The sequence below is a fragment of the Streptomyces sp. NPDC054770 genome (assembly GCF_053611985.1).
This window is the reverse complement of record NZ_JBSHBL010000097.1, coordinates 1-18,991: the sequence shown is the minus strand read 5'-3', so window position 1 is coordinate 18,991 and position 18,991 is coordinate 1. Positions and strand designations below refer to the sequence as shown.

Annotated in this window: 18 protein-coding genes and 1 pseudogene; 4 read left to right on the top strand and 15 right to left on the bottom strand. The window is 70.3% G+C overall.

The features are described 5' to 3' along the window. Positions 1 to 25: 25 nt before the first annotated feature. Complete coding sequence (locus tag ACWGKQ_RS45415) at positions 26 to 238, bottom strand: EF-hand domain-containing protein (protein WP_453297943.1); 213 nt, start codon at positions 236 to 238, stop codon at positions 26 to 28. A gap of 47 nt (positions 239 to 285) precedes the next feature. Beyond that, entirely contained in the window at positions 286 to 1,200 is a 915-nt protein-coding gene (locus tag ACWGKQ_RS45410) for a helix-turn-helix domain-containing protein (protein ID WP_453297942.1), read from the bottom strand. Positions 1,201 to 1,254: 54 nt separating this feature from the next. Between ACWGKQ_RS45410 and ACWGKQ_RS45405 the strand changes: the two genes are divergently transcribed. Beyond that, the gene (locus ACWGKQ_RS45405) at positions 1,255 to 1,890 is read left to right on the top strand and encodes an N-acetyltransferase family protein (RefSeq protein ID WP_453297941.1); all 636 of its coding nucleotides are present in this window, start codon (positions 1,255 to 1,257) and stop codon (positions 1,888 to 1,890) included. A 3-nt stretch (positions 1,891 to 1,893) separates the two neighbouring features. On the opposite strand, the gene ACWGKQ_RS45400 is transcribed toward ACWGKQ_RS45405, so the two are convergent. The 7 genes from ACWGKQ_RS45400 to ACWGKQ_RS45370 all read right to left on the bottom strand — a co-directional run bounded on the left by ACWGKQ_RS45400 (position 1,894) and on the right by ACWGKQ_RS45370 (position 8,956). After that, positions 1,894 to 2,514: an ADP-ribosyltransferase gene (locus ACWGKQ_RS45400; protein ID WP_453297940.1), complete on the bottom strand. Its 621-nt coding sequence runs from the start codon at positions 2,512 to 2,514 to the stop codon at positions 1,894 to 1,896. A gap of 77 nt (positions 2,515 to 2,591) precedes the next feature. Next, positions 2,592 to 3,785 (bottom strand): YncE family protein, encoded by a 1,194-nt coding sequence (locus ACWGKQ_RS45395; protein WP_453297939.1) that lies wholly within the window; start codon positions 3,783 to 3,785, stop codon positions 2,592 to 2,594. Next, positions 3,785 to 4,552 (bottom strand): polysaccharide deacetylase family protein, encoded by a 768-nt coding sequence (locus tag ACWGKQ_RS45390; protein ID WP_453297938.1) that lies wholly within the window; start codon positions 4,550 to 4,552, stop codon positions 3,785 to 3,787. The genes ACWGKQ_RS45395 and ACWGKQ_RS45390 overlap by 1 nt, the downstream gene beginning before the upstream one ends. A 97-nt stretch (positions 4,553 to 4,649) precedes the next feature. Next, positions 4,650 to 5,159, bottom strand: a complete 510-nt coding sequence (locus tag ACWGKQ_RS45385; protein ID WP_453297937.1) for an ATP-binding protein — start codon at positions 5,157 to 5,159, stop codon at positions 4,650 to 4,652. Positions 5,160 to 5,448: 289 nt separating this feature from the next. Continuing rightward, positions 5,449 to 6,216, bottom strand: a complete 768-nt coding sequence (locus ACWGKQ_RS45380) for an enoyl-CoA hydratase/isomerase family protein (protein WP_453297936.1) — start codon at positions 6,214 to 6,216, stop codon at positions 5,449 to 5,451. A gap of 113 nt (positions 6,217 to 6,329) precedes the next feature. Then, positions 6,330 to 7,508, bottom strand: coding sequence for a L,D-transpeptidase (locus ACWGKQ_RS45375; RefSeq protein WP_453297935.1), 1,179 nt, complete (start codon positions 7,506 to 7,508; stop codon positions 6,330 to 6,332). A 212-nt stretch (positions 7,509 to 7,720) separates the two neighbouring features. Further along, positions 7,721 to 8,956, bottom strand: coding sequence for an Ig-like domain-containing protein (locus tag ACWGKQ_RS45370; RefSeq protein WP_453297934.1), 1,236 nt, complete (start codon positions 8,954 to 8,956; stop codon positions 7,721 to 7,723). Between the two features lie 308 nt (positions 8,957 to 9,264). Here ACWGKQ_RS45370 and glgX point away from each other — a divergent pair, with 308 nt between their 5' ends. Next, entirely contained in the window at positions 9,265 to 11,451 is a 2,187-nt protein-coding gene (gene glgX, locus ACWGKQ_RS45365) for a glycogen debranching protein GlgX (RefSeq protein ID WP_453297961.1), read from the top strand. A 38-nt stretch (positions 11,452 to 11,489) separates the two neighbouring features. On the opposite strand, the gene ACWGKQ_RS45360 is transcribed toward glgX, so the two are convergent. Beyond that, complete coding sequence (locus ACWGKQ_RS45360) at positions 11,490 to 12,407, bottom strand: dihydropteroate synthase (protein ID WP_453297933.1); 918 nt, start codon at positions 12,405 to 12,407, stop codon at positions 11,490 to 11,492. A 91-nt stretch (positions 12,408 to 12,498) separates the two neighbouring features. Then, positions 12,499 to 13,356: an inositol monophosphatase family protein gene (locus ACWGKQ_RS45355; RefSeq protein WP_453297932.1), complete on the bottom strand. Its 858-nt coding sequence runs from the start codon at positions 13,354 to 13,356 to the stop codon at positions 12,499 to 12,501. Positions 13,357 to 13,433: 77 nt separating this feature from the next. Between ACWGKQ_RS45355 and ACWGKQ_RS45350 the strand changes: the two are divergent. Continuing rightward, positions 13,434 to 14,067, top strand: a pseudogene (locus ACWGKQ_RS45350) (transposase family protein). Positions 14,068 to 14,131: 64 nt separating this feature from the next. Here ACWGKQ_RS45350 and ACWGKQ_RS45345 read toward each other — a convergent pair. From ACWGKQ_RS45345 to ACWGKQ_RS45330, 4 genes are read right to left on the bottom strand one after another with little or no spacing between them, the layout of a single operon-like run. Beyond that, complete coding sequence (locus tag ACWGKQ_RS45345; protein WP_453297931.1) at positions 14,132 to 14,776, bottom strand: response regulator; 645 nt, start codon at positions 14,774 to 14,776, stop codon at positions 14,132 to 14,134. Further along, positions 14,766 to 16,010, bottom strand: a complete 1,245-nt coding sequence (locus tag ACWGKQ_RS45340) for a sensor histidine kinase (RefSeq protein ID WP_453297930.1) — start codon at positions 16,008 to 16,010, stop codon at positions 14,766 to 14,768. The genes ACWGKQ_RS45345 and ACWGKQ_RS45340 overlap by 11 nt, the downstream gene beginning before the upstream one ends. Positions 16,011 to 16,038: 28 nt before the next feature. Further along, entirely contained in the window at positions 16,039 to 16,773 is a 735-nt protein-coding gene (locus ACWGKQ_RS45335; RefSeq protein WP_453297929.1) for an ABC transporter permease, read from the bottom strand. Continuing rightward, positions 16,770 to 17,678, bottom strand: coding sequence for an ATP-binding cassette domain-containing protein (locus ACWGKQ_RS45330; protein WP_453297928.1), 909 nt, complete (start codon positions 17,676 to 17,678; stop codon positions 16,770 to 16,772). Before ACWGKQ_RS45330 ends, ACWGKQ_RS45335 begins: the two co-directional genes overlap by 4 nt. 191 nt (positions 17,679 to 17,869) lie before the next feature. Between ACWGKQ_RS45330 and ACWGKQ_RS45325 the strand changes: the two genes are divergently transcribed. Then, positions 17,870 to 18,991: ABC transporter transmembrane domain-containing protein (locus ACWGKQ_RS45325; protein ID WP_453297927.1), on the top strand; the 1,122-nt coding region annotated here is incomplete at its 3' end.

Below are 18,991 nucleotides of genomic sequence, written 5' to 3'. Positions count from 1 at the left end.
GGCGGGCCCCCTGCGCTCCTGGCGCCTACTTGTTCAGGTAGGCCCAGAACTCGTCGAACGACAGAACCTTGTCACCGTTGAGGTCCCGGGTCCTGATGATGGCCTCCGCGACCGTGTCGGTCACGTTCCAGTCGCCCCCCTGGGCCAGGGCGGTCTTGAACTCGGCCGCGGTGATGACGCCGTCACCGTCCGTATCGATCCGCTCGAAATGCTTGCGTGCTTCCTCGATGTCCGCCACCGGATCCGCCCCTTCGTACGCTTTACTGCCTGTTGACGAAGGTCAGATTAACCGGCCGTGCGAGCACGCAGTGCGGCGACCACCCAGGCGAACTCCGCACGGTGGGCTGCCGCGGGCGCCGTACCCTTCACCTCGCACAGCAACTCCCGGTACCGGGCGAGCCGGTCGTTGGACGCCGACTCCATCCGTTCGAGTACGGCGGTCAGGTCCCCGCCGCCCAGCACCTCCCGTACGATCGCCTCCGCCTCCGGCGACTCGGGAGCGACTCCCCGCCGCAGGGCATCCCCACCCAGCTGCACCAGCCGCATGGGAAACCACGTGGCCCGCCCGGCCGCGGCGGAGCGCCCGTGGTCCGCCGCGTTGAACTCGACCACCCGCCGCATCTGCGTCCGGAACTCCGGGTCCTGGATTATCTCGGCCAACTCCACCCAGGCGTCCACCTGCTCGGGGGTGGGCTCCTCCGGCAGGTCCACCGCGATGGAGCGCATCCGCTCCTCGATGGCCGAGTCCACGCAGTCGAGCCCGTGGAAAAGCTCCGCCACGAACTCCTCCATGATCCGCTTCCGTTCGGCTGCCGACAGCCGCGCCAGCTTGTTCATGAGCGTCATCTCCTCCGCGTTCGAACCACGTCGCGCCACCGTCGACAGCACCGCACGGGTCACCTTCAGCGAGCGGATCTGCGCGTCCAGCGCCGCGACGTGCGCGGCCGCGACCTCGGCCACGGTCTGCTCACCGGAGAGCACCGCACGCACGTGCCCGAGACCGAGCCCCAGCTCGCGCAGGGTGCGGATCAGCTCCAGGCGGGCGAACGACTCGGCGTCGTAGAGCCGGTAGCCGCCGGCGGAGCGGGTCACCGGGGCGAGCACGCCCTCGTCGGACCAGTAGCGGATGGTGCGCACGGTCAGCCCGGTGGCCTTCGCCAGCTCGCCGATGGTGAAAAGTCCGGTGCTGTCTTCGATCATGTCTGCGAGTGTGGGCCTTCCAGTGGGTGGAGACTCAAGGAGCCGGGGAGCACGGTGGCAGAGACCCTGCGGGACATTCTGGACGCGGCGGCCCGTGGCGTCTTCCCGCCGCCCGACGGCCGTACGACGGTCGTAGCACAGCCGTCCCCCCGGGACGCGGGCGTCCTCTCCTTCACCGCCCACTCGGTCGTCTTCGTCGACGAGGACCCGCAGTGGGTGTACGACACCCTGCGCGCGACCCCCAGCGACCCGCTGGCCGCGACGATGAACTCGCGTTTCCTGACCGCCCTGATGGACCGCACGGGCCGTGAGCAGGAGACGATCGACGCGCTGCTGGTGGCCGGTCCGCTGCCCGGCCGCCCGGACCTCGCCCTGACCGAGCTCACCGGCCCCGACCACTCCCGGGTCGCCTACGCCAGGGCCCGCCGGGACGAGGTGCGCGCCTGGGCCGCGGCGGGCGGGGTGGTGACGCTGGGCCGCGGGGTCGCGGGACGCCTCGAGGTCTCGGTGGAGGTGGACGAGGGGGTACGGCAGCGGGGGCTGGGCCGGGCCCTGGTGACCGCCGCCCGGCACCTCGCGGACGAACCCCTGTGGGCGCAGGTCGCCCCGGGGAACGCCCGCAGCATGCGGGCGTTCCAGGCGGCCGGCTATGTACCGGTCGGCGCCGAGGCGCTGCTCCTCAAGGCCTGAACCTCAGTGCCAGGGCACGTAGTTCGGGTTGTCCTGGCAGTCGTCCATGATCTCGGTCTTGGTCTTCTTGTCGACCGGGCAGACCCCGATGACGTACTGGCGCAGGATCCCGCCGGGGAAGGCGACCTCGACCTGGTCGGCCCACCTGTGGGTGTCACCGATGGTCTTGTTGACGTCGACGCCGCCGGGCGCGTCGATGTAGTAGTTGTAGCCGGACTTGTACCAGGTCTTGTACAGGTCGTGGTCGTAGGTCGTGGAGACGTACGGCGACGGCTGGTTGACCAGGACGTACTGCTCCACGTCGTACTGCCCGTTGATCACGTCCTTGGGCAGGAAGCCCTCCGCGAAGATGACCGAGGGCGCCCGGCTGTCGCTGCGGTAGAGGGTGCCGCAGGTGGCGCGCCAGACCGGGGTCGGCGTGATGCGGTCGACGTCGACGCGGCGGTCGGCGGCGGCCTTGATCTTGTCCTCGAACTGGGGGCAGGCGGGTGCGGCGGCCTTCGCGGAGACTGCGGCGGAGACGGCGGGCGCCGCGGTCGACGGTACGGCGGCCGTGGTCGCGAGGACGGCGGCGAGGGACAGGACGGCGGCAGCGGCACGCCGCCGCAGACGAGTGGTGATCATGGGCAGCACGATGTCGGTTCGATGACGGTGTGCCGGGGATCGTCACTCGATCGGCGGCGTGTCCGACCGGCCCGCGGTCAGCGGAAGATGCCCGTGTGGCCGAGCGAGTAGCGGCCCGGCTGCGGGTAGACGGCGAGGCCGTGCGGACCGCTGCCGACGTGGATGCGGGCCAGTTCGGTGCCGGTGCGGGTGTCGATGGCGTAGACCTCGGAGTTGTACCGGCCGGACAGCCACAGCACCTTGCCGTCCGCCGACACCCCGCCCATGTCGGGGCTGCCGCCGCCGGGCAGCCGCCACTTCGCCGTCAGCCGGTTCCGGGCGAAGTCGAAGACGGAGATGGTGCCCTCACCCCGGTTGGAGACGTACATCACGCGGGAGTCCCGGCTGACGTACAGCCCGTGGGCGCCCTTGCCGGTGTACAGGAAGGTCGGTCTGGCGAAGGTGTCGCCGTTCAGGATCCACACCCCGTCGGCCATCATGTCGGCGATGTAGAACCGCTTTCCGTCCGGCGAGACCTTGACGTCCTGCGGCATGGCGCCGTGGAACGGCAGTTTCTCCTGCCGGAGCACCTCCATCTTCTCCGTGTCCACCTTGAGCAGTTCGCCGCTGAACTCGCAGGAGACGATGAAGTACCGGCCGTCCATGGAGAAGTCGGCGTGGTTGACGCCGTAGCAGCTGACCGGGACGGCCTTGACGGTCTCCATCGTGTGCGCGTCCCGGAAGACCAGCTGGCGGTCGTTGGACGCCATCACGATCGCGTACCTGCCGTTGGGCGTGAAGTACAGGTTGTACGGGTCGTGCACGGCGACCGGCTTGCCCGCCCGGCCGGTCCTCGGGTCGATGGGGGTGAGGCTGTTGCCCAGGTCGTTGTTGACCCACAGGGTCTTCAGGTCCCAGGACGGCACGACGTGCTGCGGCTGCCGGCCGACCCGGAAGCTCCCGATCACCCGGTACGTCTTCGGGTCGATGACCGAGACCGTGTCGGAGTTGGTGTTCGGCACGTAGACCAGGGACGGGAAGCCCTTGACCACGGGCGAGAGGTTGCCGGGGCGGTCGGCGGCGTACACGTCCTTCGGGTCGAGGACCGGGGGCATGCCCGGCAGCCCGTCGACGGCCTGCTCCGCCTTCTTCGCCGGCGGCTGCACGGCCGCGGCGGTGCCGGTGGCCGGTGCCGCGGGGCTCTCGGATCCGCCGCTGCACGCGGGCAGCAGCGCCAGGGCGGCGAGGACGGCACCGGCGGACAGCAGCCGGGCGGCGTTCGTGGTTCGCATCAGCTGAGCAGCTCCGTGGTGGTGACCGCGCGCAGTCCACGGCGGTGCAGTTCTTCGAGGACGGCGGGGAGGGCGGCGACCGTGTCCGGATACCCGAAGTGCATGCTCACCACCGAGCCGCCCGTGACCTCCGCGAGCACCTTGCGGGTGATGGCCGGCCCACCGGGCCGGGTGTAGTCGAGCGAGTCGACGTCGTACGACAGCACGTGCGGGTAGCCGGCCTCGGCCGCGAGCCGGGCGACGAGCGGCGAGGCGGTCGGCGACCTGGAGGGGCGGAACCAGCTCCCGATCGATCCGGTGAGCCGCTTGAGCCGCTCCGCGCAGTCGGTGATCTCCTTGCTGGCGTCCGCCTCCGCCATGGCGTTGATGGAGACGTGCCGCTGGGTGTGGTTGCCCAGGTCGTGGCCGCCGTCCAGGATGCGGCGGGCCATCGCGGGGTACGCGTCGAGCCAGCTGCCGACGGCCAGGACCGTGAGGTGGGCGCCGTACTGCTCGGCGGTGGTGAGGAGCCGGGTGGCGAGGGCCGGGTCGCCCTGGCCGTGGAAGGTGAGGGCGACGGAGGCGCTGGTGCGGGGGCCGTGGGTGACCTGGAAGGGGAGCCGGTTGGGGGAGGCCGACGGTGACGGAGAGGTGGGGCTGGTGGTGGCGGGGGGTGCTGCAGTGGCCGTACCGGTGTTGCCGCAACCGGTGGTGAGCGCGCCTGAGGCGGTGAGGGCGGCGCTTGCACGGAGGAGGTCGCGTCGGTTGGTGGGGGTCACCTGCACCATTTAAGGGTGCATAGGTAAGAAAGTGGGCTATTGACCTGAAAAGGTTGTTTTTGCAAGTCGCGGCCGGTGGGGGTTGATCGCACAGTTCCCCGCGCCCCTACGGGGCGCGGTCAGCGACCCGCATCTCGAACCACGTGGTCTTACCTCTCGGCAGCAGATCGACACCCCATCGGTCCGACAGCTTGTCCACCAGGAACAGGCCGCGGCCGCTGATGTCCGTCTCCTGAACCGGCATCAGACAGGGGAGGCCGCGCGACGGGTCGCGGACCTCGATCCGGATCCAGCCGGGGCGGCGGCGCATCCGCAGGCCGAACACCCGGGCGCCGGTGTGCCGTACGGCGTTGCCCACCAGTTCGGAGACGAGTAAGACCGCGTCCTCCGTCATCTTGGGGCTGAGCCGCCACTGGCGGAGGACGACGACCTGGGCGAGCCGGCGGGCGGTCGCCGCGGACTCGGGGCGGGACGGCAGCGGAACCTCCGCGTCCGTCGGGTTGCCGAACAGTTCGATCGCCTTGAGCGCCCGCTCGTCCTCGACCGCAGGCGACCACCGTGCCGCGGCCGCACGGCTGTGTCCCCGCGGCTGTTCGATGCCCTCCAGCCCCGCCATGCCCCCATCATGGCCGCCCACGGCGCCCTCCGGGGCCGTTCCCGAGGAATACGCCCCCGGGAAGCTTCCGCCCGATACCGGGCTATCGGCATATGCCGTCGGCATCCAGGAAGCTTCGACAGCGGGTCCGACCTGCGCAGACGTCCCATCTCCGGGCAATCGCCAGACCCCCTCGACAAGGCGGACTTAGGGCTGCCTTAAGGCTCCCATAATCCGCCCCATCGGGGGACCCGGAATCAGACACCGCGTCAATTGCAAGCGGTTCGGCACATTCACAGCAGGGCGAAGATCACAGGAACTTGGCCTTGCCAGGCCCTTCCTCGACGAAACTCCGCATGCCGCGCTCCCGGTCCTCGGTGGCGAACAGCCCGGCGAACCAGTTCCGTTCGACGGCGAGCCCGGTCTCCAGGTCGGTCTCGACGCCGGTGTCGATCGCCTCCTTGGCGGCCCGCAGCGCGATCGCCGGCCCCTGCGCCAGCTTCGCCGCCCAGGCGTGCGCCTCGGTGTACACGTCGGCGGCGGGGACGACCCGGTCGACGAGGCCGATCGCGAGCGCCTCGTCCGCCTTGACCATACGGCCCGTGAAGATCAGGTCCTTGGCCTTGGACGGACCGACCAGCCGGGGCAGCCGCTGGGTGCCGCCGGCGCCCGGGATCAGCCCGAGCAGGATCTCGGGCTGCCCGAGCTTGGCGTTGTCGGCGGCGATGCGGTAGTCCGCGCAGAGGGCGAGCTCGCAACCGCCGCCGAGCGCATAGCCGGTGACGGCGGCGACGACCGGCTTGGGAATCCGGCCGACGGCGGAGAAGGAGTCCTGGAGGTCGCGGGAGCGCAGAACCATGGCGGCGTGGTCCATGTGCTGCATTTCCTTGATGTCGGCTCCCGCCGCGAAGACCTTCTCGCCGCCGTAGATGACGACGGCACGAACGTCTTCGCGACGGGTGGCCTCTCCCGCCAGCTCCTTGATCCGGTCCTGGGTGGCGACGTCCAGGGCATTCATGGGGGGACGGTCGAGACGGAGCGTCCCCACACCTTCGGCGACTTCGAGGGTCACAGTCATACCGAGCAGGTTAACGCCGGTTCATCAGCGCCCCTTCAGGGGCGCTGGACTGTATCGATATGCGGCTCCGCCGCGTGGGCGCGACCAGCCCCCACGCGCCCGCAGACAACCAACTACGCAGTCCATTCCTTCCAAGACATGTTCCACCCGTTGAGCCCGTTGTCAGGCGAAACCGTCCGGTCGTTGGAGTGCTTCACCGTCACCACGTCCCCGATGATCGAGTGATCGAAGAACCAGGCAGCGGGCAGCGCACGGTCACCGCCGCCCCGGATGTCGCGAAGCCCCACGCACCCGTGGCTCGCGTTGTAGTTGCCGAACGCGTCGCCGCCCCAGTAGTTGCCGTGGATGAACGTCCCCGACGTGGTCAGCCGCATCGCGTCCGGCACGTCCTTGATGTCGTACTCGCCGCCGTAGCCGACCGTCTCGCCGTTCATACGCGTCACGCGCAGCTTCTCGCTGATGACCATCTGGCCGTTCCACGTGTCGTAGCCCGGCTTGCCGGTCGTGACCGCGAGGGTCTTCACGACCTTGCCGTCCTGCATGATCTTCATCGTGTGCTTCTTGGCGTCGACGATCGACACCTGGTTGCGGCCGATCGTGAACTTCACGGTCTTGGCCTGCTTGCCGTACACCCCGTCACGGCCCTCGACGCCGTCGAGGTTCAGGGAGACGGAGACCTTCGTGCCGGACTTCCAGTAGTTCTCGGGGCGGAAGTCGAGGCGGTCGTTGCCGAACCAGTGGCCCTCGACGTCGACCGCCGGCTCGGTCTTGATCGTGATCGCCTTCTCGACCGCGGCCGGGTCGGTGATGCCCCGGGTGAAGTGGACGGAGAACGGCATGCCGACACCGACCGTGGAACCGTCCTCCGGGGTGAAGTAGCCGACGAACGTGTTCTTCGGCGTCAGCGTCGTGAAGCTGGAGTCCTCCGCCGACTCACGGCCGTCGGCATCCTTCGCGACCGCGTGCACCGTGTACTTCGTGGAGCTGGCGAGGTGCGTCGAGGGCGTCCAGCTGGCGCCGCCCGCCGCGATCGCCCCGGCTATCTCCTTGCCCTTGGCGTCCTTCACCTCGACGTCGGTCAGCTTGCCCTTGGCCGCGGTGACCTTCAGCGCACCGCTGGTGTCCACGCCGGTCGCACCGGACTTGGGGCTGATGCTGACGGTGGCCACGGACTGCTTGCTCGCCTGGGTGGTGGAGTCCTTGGCCTTGCCCTGGTCCGCCCCCTTGTCGGAGGAGGAGCCGCCACCGCAGGCGGTGACGGCCATGAGCAGGACGCCGGCGACGACCGCCATCCCCTGCTTCCGTCGCGTCCCCCGAACCGACGCCCCCGATATCGGCCGCTCGTTCAAGTCGTTCTCCCCTCCCAGGGCCAGGTCAGGCCCACCCCGGCGCGTCAGGCGCGCGCATCTGGCGCATAGTAACCGCAGGGTTTTGAGGTTGGTGTTGGGCGAATGTCACCGTTGCGTCGCAACTTCCCGCCCCTCACCGACCTGCTCCCACCTGGTTACTTGGCCGCGCTGCCCGCCTTCCACTCCTTCCACCCCATGTTCCACCCTCCGAGGCCGTTGTCGGGAGAGACCGTTTTGTCCTTGCTGTTGACGACTTCGATCACGTCCCCGATCAGGCTGCGGTCGTAGAACCAGCCCGCGGGCGTGTCCGAACTGCCGCCCTTCACGTCGCGCAGACCCACGCAGCCGTGGCTGACGTTGACGTGTCCGGGGGCGTCCGGCGCCCAGTAGTTGCCGTGCAGGAAGGTGCCGGAGTCGGTGAGTTTGAGGGCGTGCGGGACGTCGGGGATGTCGTACTCGCCGCCGAAGCCGACCGTGCGGCTGTTCATGCGGGTCACGTCGTGCATCTCCATCACCACCATCTTCCCGTTGTAGGTGGTGTGCTCGGGCGCCCCCGCGGTGATCGGCACGGTGGCGAGCAGGTCGCCGTCCCGGCGCACCTCCATGGTGTGGGCGGCCGCGTCGACCAGGGAGACCTGGCTGCGGCCGACGGTGAAGGTGAACGTCTTGTGCTGGAGGCCGTAGACACCGCGGGCGCCCTCGACATCGCGGAGACCCAGGCCGACGGTGACGACCGTGCCGGGCTGCCAGTAGCGCTCGGGGCGGAAGTCGAGGCGGTTCTTGCCGAACCAGTGCGGGCGGATCTCGACCGCGGGCTTGGCGGTGACCTCGATCGCGCGTTCGACGGCGGCGCGGTCCTCGATGTCGCGGCTGAAGGCGAGGGAGACGATCATGCCGGTGCCGACGGTGGCCCGGTTCTCCGGGGTGACGTACCCGATGAAGCGTTCGTCGGGGACGAGGGTGGTGAACGTGGTGTGGCGGGCCGAGCGGTGGCCGTCGCCGTCCAGGGCGACCGCGTCCACGGTGTACTTGGCGGCGAGCGCGAGTTTCGGGTCGTCGGGCCGCCAGGTCCTGCCGTCCGCGGCGATGTGCCCGGGGACCGGGGAGTCCTGGGCGTCCTGGGATTTCACGACGCTGACGGACTCCAGACGGCCGCCCGGCACCCGTACCGCCAGCCGTCCGTCGGGCCGTACGGCCTTGGTGCCGTCGTCCGGGGAGATGCGGATGACGTCCTCGGGGGCCCGGGGTTTGGCGCCGAGGACGTGGTCGAGGCCGAGCCCGCTCGTGTCGTCCGAGGAGCAGCCGGCGGCTCCCGCGAGCAGTCCCGCCCATGTCAGTACCGCCGCCAATGCGGCCCCCGCGCGCCGTGCGCGCCCTTGTGCATGCCTCACGTGCGGCTCAACGAGCGGGCATGCCCCTGGGAAACGTGAGTGCGACGCCGGCACTGGGCAGAACAGAGGGAAGGACGACGAGCTGGGGAGCCGCCGTGCCCGCGGGAGAGTCGTCGCGGGCGCGTCCGTAGCGAGCCGCCGACCGTGCCCGGGACCGGGAGTCCGGGCGCCGTCGGCTGCTCGGGCGCGGGCCGGGTGCGCCCCGGAGGTCGGCGAACCGCGTGACACGAATAAGGGGCCGACAGGTGACGAGCGCAGCCGAGCAGCAGGGGGCACGGGCGCGGGCCCCGAGGGCGGACGGCCCGGCGGTGGACGGCCCCGCGGTGAACGGGACGCCGCTGCCCGTACCGTCGGCGTGGCCGGGGGCGTCCACGCCGCTCGGCGCCCGGTTCCGGGTGGGCCCGGACGGGGTGGCGGGCACCAACTTCGCGCTGTGGGCGGCCGGCGCGGAGGCGGTCCGGCTGTGCCTCTTCGACGAGCAGGGGCGGGAGACCCGTATCCCGCTGACCGAACTCACGCACGAGATCTGGCACGGCTTCGTCCCCGGTGTGCTGCCGGGACAGCGGTACGGCTACCGGGTCGACGGCCGCTGGGACCCGTGGACCGGCGCCCGCTGGAACCCGGCGAAGCTCCTCCTGGACCCGTACGCGCGGGCGGTGGACGGCGAGTTCGCGCTGCCGCCCGAGGTGTACGGGCATGTCCGGGACTGGCCGGACCAGCAGGTCGCCGACACCGTCCGCGACGACCGCGACTCGGCGCCGTACGTCCCCAAGGGCGTGGTCGTCCACGATGACGACGACTGGTCCGACGACCACCGCCCGAAGACGCCGTGGGCGGACTCCGTCATCTACGAGCTGCACGTGCGCGGCTTCACCAGACTGCACCCCGGGATACCGGAGGAACTCCGCGGCACCTATGCCGGACTGGCCCACCCGGCCGCCCTGGACCACCTCGTCAACCTGGGCGTGACGGCCGTGGAGCTGCTCCCCGTCCACCAGTTCGCGCACGAGGACCACCTGCTGAGGCGCGGCCTGAAGAACTACTGGGGCTACAACTCGATCGGCTACTTCGCCCCGCACGCGGCCTACGCCGCCTCCGGTACGACGGGACAGCAGGTCGGCGAGTTCAAGCGGATGGTGCGGGCGCTGCACGCGGCCGGGATCGAGGTCATCCTCGACGTGGTCTACAACCACACCGCGGAGGCGGGCGAGCTGGGCCCGACGCTGTCCCTGAAGGGCATCGACAACCGGGGCTACTACCGGCTCCAGGACCACGACGCCCGGCGCTTCGCCGACTACACCGGCTGCGGCAACACCCTGCACGTGGTCCGCCCGCACGTCCTGCGCCTGATCACGGACTCACTCCGCTACTGGGTCACGGAAATGGGCGTGGACGGCTTCCGCTTCGACCTGGCGGCCGCGCTGGCCCGCTCGATGCACGACGTCGACATGCTCTCCCCCTTTCTCGCCGTCATCGCCCAGGACCCGGTGCTGCGCCGGGTGAAGCTGATCGCCGAGCCGTGGGACGTGGGCTCGGGCGGCTACCAGGTCGGCGCCTTCCCGCCGCTGTGGACGGAGTGGAACGACCGCTACCGGGACGCCGTCCGCGACTTCTGGCGCGGCGCCCTCCCGGACGTCCGCGACCTCGGCTACCGCCTCTCCGGCTCCAGCGACCTCTACGCCTGGGGCGGCCGCCGCCCCTACGCCTCCGTCAACTTCATCACCGCGCACGACGGTTACACCCTGCGCGACCTGGTGTCGTACCAGCGCAAGCACAACGAGGCCAACGGCGAGGACAACCGGGACGGCTCCGGCGACAACCGGTCCTGGAACTGCGGGGCGGAGGGCGAGACGGACGACGAGGCCGTACGGGCGCTGCGCAGGCGCCAGTTGCGGAACCTCCTCACCACCCTCCTCCTCTCGACGGGCGTCCCGATGCTGGTCGCGGGCGACGAACTGGGCCGCACCCAGCGCGGCAACAACAACGCCTACTGCCAGGACAACGACATCAGCTGGCTGGACTGGAGCCTGCTCGACGACCCCGCCTGGCGGCCCCTCCTCGACCTCACCTCCCGCCTCATCCGGCTCCGCCACCGCCACCCGGTGCTGCGCCGCCGCGCCTTCTTCTCCGGGCGCGCGCACTCGGCGGACGGGCTGCGCGACCTGGCCTGGTTCACGGCCCGCGGCGCGGAGATGACCGAGGGCGACTGGTACGCGCCGGCCGCCACCCTCGGCATGTACCTCTCCGGCCGGGACATCCCGGGCCGCGACGAACGCGGCGCCCCCGTCCTCGACGACAGCTTCCTGACCGTCCTGCACGCCGGCGACCGCCCGACGGACTTCCTGCTCCCGGGCCCCCCGTGGGCAGAGCGCTACGAGGTACTGCTGGACACCTCGCTGGAGGACCAGGGCACGGAGCCGGGCGTGGTACACGAGGCGGGGACGACGATCACGGTCCCGGGCCGGACGGTGCTCTTCCTGAGAGTGGCCGACTGAGGCAACGTCTCAGGCGCATGAAATCAGCACCGCGCTGATCAGGCCCTGGGAGCGAAGGATTGAGGGCCGAGCGCTCGGAGAGCGGCCAGTACCGCCCTTGTCCGAGGAACTTCGTGAGTGCGGTAGACACTTGTCCCTCCCAGATGCGCCAAAACCGTGAAGAACCCTTCGGCGGTGCGGAACTCGTCCTCGAAGAGGCTGAAGGCATGCGGCAAGGCGTGGCAGATGGGAAGACCTATCCGTCGAAGCCGGAACGTGTTCAAGAGGGCACGGCCCTGATAGTGAACTCGGGCATCAGCGGATATGTGTCTGTCGTGCGAGAAGCCGATCCCGGGGTCGATGACGATGCGATCGACCCCGGCCGAACGAGCGTGATCCACGCGCCTCTCGAAGTAGTCGAGCATCCTGGGTATGGGATCTTGGTCGATGCCCTTGGCGCGCACGTCCCGGGAGTTCTTCCCTTCTACATGGCACAGGACAACTGTCGCTTCATGGTCGGCCAGCATGGGGAACATCTCACCGTCCGATGCCAACCCGCCGGAGTAGTTGATCAGGAGCGCCCCCGCGTCCAGGCACGACCGGGCGACGGCGGGCTCGTAGGTCTCGATCGATACGGCGACACCTTCGGAGGCAAGCTCCTTCACGACCGGCACCAGGGCGGCCACCTGTTCCTGCACGGAGACCTGCCCAGTGCGGGGATTGCTCGACTCGGCGCCGATGTCGACGATATCGGCGCCTTGTGCCGCGAGGATGCGGCCTTTCCTGACAGCGGACTCGGTCGAGGTCGCGACGCTCTCTCGATAGGTGGAGTCCTGAGAGAGGTTGATGCATCCCATGATGGCGGGGGTGGTGTCGACATCGATTTCTCGGTCCCCCACTCGAAGCGGTTCGACGGGTAAGGAGAGATCACCCTCGAATCGCCCCGCCAGATCTGCCAAATGAGCAAGGGAAATCATCCGACCTCATTCCTGTACGACCGCCCGAGAAGCACCGCCCTAAGGATTGCCCCGTAACCCATACGACGGGGCGACAGCCCTGGAGTGCGGGTCAGTTGGGGGATTCGGTCGCATTCAGGAGCTGGTGGTGGAGGCCGGGTCTGGCGAAGAGGGCTGCGCCTGTGTCGGTTCGCCGCTGGCCGGAGAGGTCGCTGAAGGTGCCCCCGGCCTCCTCGACGATGGGGATCACTGCGGCAATGTCCCAGGGGCCGGCGCCCAGCAGGAGGAAGGCGTCGACCTTTCCCGTCGCGACCAGGAGGGCTCCGTGGCAGGTGCCGGATCCGGTGGACGGCTTGCTGGGAGGCGGTGCGGTGGTGTCCACCGTCGACCAGTCGAGCGGGGGGAGTACGGTTGCGGTGCTGGCCACCAGCCGCGCGGCAGCGGCGCGTTCGGTTTCGCTCAGCCGGGGCGGTGGAGGCCAGATTCCGATAGCAGCATCCTTGGCCTCTCCTCCTGTCGTGAGCGTCAGCCGGTGCGGCGGTGCTGACGGATCTGAGGGGCATGGCCCCGTCCAGGCCCCAGTGCCTGGTACTGCCCACCAGCGGCGCCCGAGTGCAGGGGCGGAGACCATGCCCAGCGTCACAACGCCGTGTTCTTCCAGGGCGATGAGGGTGCTCCATTCCGGCTCGCCTGCGATGAAACTCGCTGTGCCGTCAATGGCATCGATGATCCATCGGCGGCTGCCGCGGCCATGAGCACCGAACTCTTCACCGACGAACGCGTCGCCGGGATGCTCCCTACGGACTGACGCGCGCAGGGCACGTTCGATCTCGCGGTCTGCTTCGGTGACCGGACTTCCGTCGCGTTTGTCCTCGGCGCCCAGGTCGGGTGCACGGAAGTAGCGCCGGGCGATCTGGTCTGCCTGATCGGCCAGGCGGTGCGCCAGCACCAGATCTGCTGAGTCCGTCATACCGCTCACTCTTACCACCGATATCCTCGTGATCAAACCCTGGTCGATGCACGCTGCCCCGGTGAGACGCTCACCGCATGGCTGGTGTGATCACGGCGTCCGAGCCGTCCTGGACAACCCCGTTCACCGGCGTGAATCCGCGCCAGTTCCACAAGACAGTGACCGCGCTGCGGTGCGAGGGAGCCGGCATTGTCCGGCGGGGCCGACCCTGGGGTCTGTCGCTGGAGGACCGCGTGCTGCTGGTTGTGGCCTACTGGCGCACGAACTTGACGATGCGCCAGCTCGCCCTGCTGTTTGGCGTCCCGAAGTCCGCAGCCGATCGGATATTCCACCCACCACCAAGTCGTCATCGACGCCGACACCCGCATGGTCGTCGTGGTCGGCCAGCCTCTCCCGGGCAACCGGAACGACTGCAAGGCATGGGAGGAATCCGGGGCCAAAGCCGCCATCGGCAAGACCATGACCATCGCCGACGGCGGCTGTCCCGGCACCGGACTGGTGATGCCACACCGCCGCCGGCCCGGCGAAGAACTCCCCGCCTGGAAGCAGGAACACAACCGCTCGCACAACCAGGTCCGCGCCCGCGTCGAGCACGCATTCGCCCGCATGAAGACCTGGAAGATCCTCCGCGACTGCCGACTCAAGGGTGACGGCGTCCACCACGCCATGCTCGTCATCGCCCGCCCGCACAACCTCAACCTCGCCGGATAGGCGCGGCAACCGTCAACCGAGCCGGCATGCTTCGTCGGCTTGAAGATCATTTACGGGACAAGCCCTAGCCCAGAATCCCCCGCTGGTACCCCGTCGCGACCGCTGCCGCGCGGTCGTTGACGCCCAGCTTGGCGTACAGGTGGGTGAGGTGGGTCTTCACCGTGGCCTCGCTGATGAAGAGTTCGCGGGCGATCTCGCGGTTGGAGGTGCCGCGGGCGACCAGGGCCAGCACCTCGCGTTCGCGGGCGGAGAGCGGTTCGTTGCCGGGGGCGCCGGGGGCGCGGACGGCGGAGACCAGGCGGGAGGCGACGGCCGGGGAGAGGACGGTACGGCCCTGGGCGGCGGCGCGGACGGCGGTGAAGAGCTCCTCGCGCGGGGCGTCCTTGAGCAGGTAGCCGGTCGCGCCCGCCTCGATCGCGGGGAGGGTGTCGGAGTCGGTGTCGTAGGTGGTGAGGACCAGGACCTGGGCGCGGGCGCCCCGCCGGGTCAGTTCGCGGATGGCGTCGACTCCGCCGCCGCCCGGCATGCGGAGGTCCATGAGGATCACGTCGGGGTCGAGGGTGCCGGCGAGCGTGACGGCCTCGGCGCCGTTCGGCGCCTCGCCGAGGACCGTGAAGCCGGGGGCGGACTCGAACATGCCGCGCAGGCCGTCGCGGACGACGGGGTGGTCGTCGACGATCAGCAGCGTGATCGGAGGCTCAGTTGTCATGGCGGACCAACGGTACGCGCGCCGACAGGGCCGTGCCGAGCCCCGGTTCGGACTCCACCGTCAGGGAGCCCGCGATGCGTTCGGCGCGGGCCCGCATGCCGTCCAGGCCGAAGCCGCCGGCCCGGCTGCGGGCGGGCACGGCGAGCAGGTCGAAGCCGGTGCCGTCGTCGCGGATGTCGAGGATGACCTCCTCGCCCAGGTAGGAGAGGGTGACGCCGACCCGGGAAGCGCGCGCGTGCCGGGCGGCGTTGGACAGGGCCTCCTGGACGATGCGCAGGAGCGTGGCCGCGACCTCCCCGTGCAGCTGCTCGGCGGTGCCGGTGAGGGTGAACTCGGCGCGTATGTCCGTCCGTTCGCCCCATTCGGCGACCGTCTTCCGCAACGCCTCGGGCAGCCCGTCGTGCTCCAGGGCCACCGGGGCCAGGTTGTGCACGGAACGGCGGGCCTCCCCCAGGCTGTGCCGGGCCAGCGCCAGGGCGCGGTCCACGTGCTCCTCGGCCACCTGGGGATCGGGGGTGTTGATGACGACCTGGAGCTGGGCGATGATCCCGGCCAGCCCCTGGGCGATGGTGTCGTGGATCTCGGCGGCCAGGCGGCGCCGTTCGTCGGCGACCCCGGCCTCCCGGGCCTGGAGGAGGAGCTGGGCGTGCAGGGCCGCGTTCTCGTCCAGGGCCTGGCGCAGCGCGGCGATGGTCTCGGTGCGTTCGCGGGACCGCTGTTTCTCCTGCTCGTTGAGGTGGGCGATCCCCACCTGGAGCGCGGAGTTGGCGGCCAGCAGCACGGCGAAGAGCAGCCACTGGAGCACGCTGGTGAACGGCATCCCGCCCGTCTGCGCACCGGCCACGATGGCCGCGCTCGCCAGCAGCCCGAGCCGACGCCACCGGCGCGCCAGCAGCTCGTCGGCGTCCATGTAGCCGGTGGCCGCGTAGAACGCGAAGAACGGGCTGAGCCAGGTGAGCACGAAGGCGAGGGCCCAGCGGACCACGTAGTACGCCGTCCCGGCCGGGGAGGGCGTACGGCCGTGGCCGGGGCGGCGGAACCGGGTGGCGTGCCACCACAGTTGGAGCACGACCGCGGCGCCGACCAGGGACCATGCGGTGAACCACTTGGCCTGGGCGGTGTGGGGGTCGGCGGAGACGACCCCCAGGACGATGCTGATGCCGAGGAATCCGTACGGCCCCCAGGTGTGCAGTTGCTCCCAGCGCCGTTCGATCTGGCTGTCCTCCACGGTCATGTCCTCAGTCTGCACGGCGGGCCGCCATCTACTCCCAGCGGAACCACCGGGCGGCGCCCGCCGTCAGCAGGACCGTCCAGAGCGCGAGCACGCCCAGGTGCTCCCAGCCGGGCCACTGTCCGGCGGCGGCCCGGTCCAGCGCGCGGGCGGCCGCTCCGAACGGGGTCAGCTGCACCACCCGGGCCATGGCGTGCGGCATCTCCCGCACCGGGATCCACACACCCGCGCAGAACATCATCGGGAAGAACACCGCCGAGCCGATCGCGCCCGCGATCTTCGTGGTGCGGGACAGCGCCGAGACGACGGAGCCGAGGGCGAGGGCGGCCGCGGCGGCGAGCAGCAGCGCCAGCAGGTACCCGCCCGGCTGCTTCGGCAGTCGTACGTCGAAGGCGAGCCGGCCGACCAGGAGCGCGAGCAGCGCCGAGCCCAGTGCGACCGTGCCCTGCACCACCATCTGCGCGGACAGCAGCGCGGAGGGCTGTACGGGGGTGAGCCGCATCCGGCGCAGGATGCCCCGCTCCCGGTAGCCGGTGAGCGCCTGGGGCAGGATCTGCACCCCGGACATGATCAGGGCGATCAGTACGGCGATGGGCACGTAGGCGTCGACCGGGCGCAGCCCGCCCAGGGACTTGTCGGCGTCCCGGAACGAGGGGATCGAGCCGAGGATCACCAGGAGCAGGGTCGGGAACAGGAAGACCCAGAAGACGGCGCCCGGTTCGCGGCGGAACAGCCGGAACTCGGTGCGCAGGACGGCGGTGTTCATGCTGCTTCCTCCTTCGTCAGGTCCAGGAACGCGTCGTCGAGAGTCGCGTCCACGACCCGGAGCTGGTGGGCGGTGATGTGGTTGCGGGCGAGCAGGGTGATGACGGCGTTGACGGTCTCGTCCGTGCCGGAGAGCGTGATCCGGCCGTCCTTGCGCTCGATCGAGGCGAGGGCCGGGAGGGCGGCGAGGTCGTGGTCGTCCAGGGGCGCGGACGGGGTGAAGCTGATGACGGTGGCGCCGGCACTGCGGCGGATCAGCCCGGCGGGGGTGTCGAGGGCGGCCACCCGCCCCTTGTCGATCACCGCGATCCGGTCGCAGAGCCGCTGCGCCTCTTCCATGAAGTGGGTGACGAGGAGGACGGTGACCCCGCGGTCCCGGACGTCCTCGATCAGCTCCCAGGTGTCCCGTCGGGCCCGCGGGTCGAGCCCGGTCGTCAGCTCGTCGAGGACGACGACCCTGGGATTCCCGATCAACGCCAGTGCGATGAACAGGCGTTGCTGCTGCCCGCCCGACAGCTTGCCGAACCGGGTGGCGAGCTTGTCGGTGAGCCCGAGGCGCTCGGCGAGCGGCGCCCAGTCGAGCGGGCTCGGATAGAAGGAGGCGTACAGCTCAAGGGCCTCGCGGACGGTGAGCTTGGGCTGGAGTTCGCTCTGCTGGAGCTGGGCGCCGAGGACGCGGGCGACCTTCTCGTGCTCGGCGACCGGATCGAGCCCGGTGACCCGGACCCTTCCGCCGTCGGGCACCCGCAGTCCCTCCACACACTCCACGGTGGTGGTCTTGCCGGCCCCGTTCGGCCCGAGGATCCCGAAGATCTCGCCCTCCTCGACGGCGAGACTCACCCCGTCCACGACGGCCCGGCCGCCGTACGACTTCCGCAGGTCTGTCACTTCGATGACGGTTGGCATGCTCCGAGGGTCCTGTCCGGCCCGGGTCCGCCACATCGGCCGCCCCGCTCGAACCGGCATCAACCGATCGGCTGATGCCGTGAACCCACCCGTACGACCCCCGAACGCGCAGGTCGTAGGTCCAGCGGCCGATTCCGGTCCGGCCAAAACTCGGTAGGCGTTGTCAGTGCCGGTCCGTAGGCTCGCCCTTGATGCCTGCGACACGTGCAACCACCAAGGAACGCTCCGCCGTCCGTAGCCTGCTGCGCCTGTGGCCGTATGTCCGGCCGGTCCGGGTGCGGCTGTCCGTCGCCGCGTCCGTGGCGGTCGTCGCCTCCTGTACGGGGCTCGTGATCCCCCTCGTGCTCAAGTGGATGGTGGACGGCCCGGTGGCCGTCCGCGACCCGGCCGGGGTGTGGCTCGGCGCCCTGTACCTGCTGCTGCTCGGCATCGTGGAAGCACTGCTCTTCGGCCTGCGCCGCTGGCTGGTCGCCAGACCCCTCTCGCGCGTCGAGGCGGGGATGCGGGCGGACCTGTACGGCCATCTCCAGCGCCTGCCGGTCGCCTTCCACGACCGCTGGGCCTCCGGGCAGCTGCTCTCCCGGGCCACCACCGACCTGATGCTGCTGCGGATGTTCCTCGCCTTCCCGCTGACCTTCCTCCTCGTCAACGGGGTGACGATCCTCGTCGGCGTGCTGATCATGCTGGCGCAGGACTGGACGCTGGGCCTGGTCATCCTCGGCCCCACGATCCCGGTGATCTGGACCTGCGTGATCTTCGAGAAGCGGTACGCGGACGTGGCCCGGCTCGCCCAGGACCAGGTCGGCGACCTCACCACGGTGGTCGAGGAGAGCGTGCTCGGCATCCGCATCATCAAGGGCTTCGGCCGCCACCGCAGCCAGGCACGCGCGTTCCGCGAACTGGTACGGACCCTGCGGGGCACGGAGCTGCGCAAGGCGCGGATGCTGGCGATGATCTGGGCGGTCATCGTGACGCTGCCGGAGGTGGCGATCGGGGCGGCCCTGTTCTGGGGCTCGGTACAGGTCGCGGAGGGCGGCCTCAGCGCGGGCACGCTGGTGGCGTTCCTGTCGACGGCACTGGCGCTGCGGTGGCCGGTGGAGTCGATCGGCTTCCTGCTGGCGATGAGCCAGGAGGCGGCCACCGCCACCGAGCGGTACTTCGAGGTGCGGGACGCGTTGCGGGAGGACGCCGATTCGTCGTCGGCTGCGGGCGCATCGGGGCTGATCGCGCAGTTCCCCGCGCCCCTTCAGGGCGCTCTCGAGCCGTCGGCAGTCAAGTCAGCCGCGTCGGCTGGAAAGGGCGCGGCTGTGCAG

What these genes read in the sequence shown, in the direction of transcription:
- ACWGKQ_RS45400 (WP_453297940.1), bottom strand. Translation starts at nt 2,514, where the DNA reads ATGATCACCACTCGTCTGCGGCGGCGTGCCGCTGCCGCCGTCCTGTCC.
- ACWGKQ_RS45340 (WP_453297930.1), bottom strand. Translation starts at nt 16,010, where the DNA reads ATGACCGTGGAGGACAGCCAGATCGAACGGCGCTGGGAGCAACTGCAC.
- ACWGKQ_RS45375 (WP_453297935.1), bottom strand. Translation starts at nt 7,508, where the DNA reads ATGGCGGTCGTCGCCGGCGTCCTGCTCATGGCCGTCACCGCCTGCGGT.
- ACWGKQ_RS45385 (WP_453297937.1), bottom strand. Translation starts at nt 5,159, where the DNA reads ATGGCGGGGCTGGAGGGCATCGAACAGCCGCGGGGACACAGCCGTGCG.
- ACWGKQ_RS45380 (WP_453297936.1), bottom strand. Translation starts at nt 6,216, where the DNA reads ATGACTGTGACCCTCGAAGTCGCCGAAGGTGTGGGGACGCTCCGTCTC.
- ACWGKQ_RS45390 (WP_453297938.1), bottom strand. Translation starts at nt 4,552, where the DNA reads ATGGTGCAGGTGACCCCCACCAACCGACGCGACCTCCTCCGTGCAAGC.
- ACWGKQ_RS45335 (WP_453297929.1), bottom strand. Translation starts at nt 16,773, where the DNA reads ATGAACACCGCCGTCCTGCGCACCGAGTTCCGGCTGTTCCGCCGCGAA.
- ACWGKQ_RS45355 (WP_453297932.1), bottom strand. Translation starts at nt 13,356, where the DNA reads ATGACGGACTCAGCAGATCTGGTGCTGGCGCACCGCCTGGCCGATCAG.
- ACWGKQ_RS45395 (WP_453297939.1), bottom strand. Translation starts at nt 3,785, where the DNA reads ATGCGAACCACGAACGCCGCCCGGCTGCTGTCCGCCGGTGCCGTCCTC.
- ACWGKQ_RS45410 (WP_453297942.1), bottom strand. Translation starts at nt 1,200, where the DNA reads ATGATCGAAGACAGCACCGGACTTTTCACCATCGGCGAGCTGGCGAAG.
- ACWGKQ_RS45360 (WP_453297933.1), bottom strand. Translation starts at nt 12,407, where the DNA reads ATGATTTCCCTTGCTCATTTGGCAGATCTGGCGGGGCGATTCGAGGGT.
- ACWGKQ_RS45330 (WP_453297928.1), bottom strand. Translation starts at nt 17,678, where the DNA reads ATGCCAACCGTCATCGAAGTGACAGACCTGCGGAAGTCGTACGGCGGC.
- ACWGKQ_RS45345 (WP_453297931.1), bottom strand. Translation starts at nt 14,776, where the DNA reads ATGACAACTGAGCCTCCGATCACGCTGCTGATCGTCGACGACCACCCC.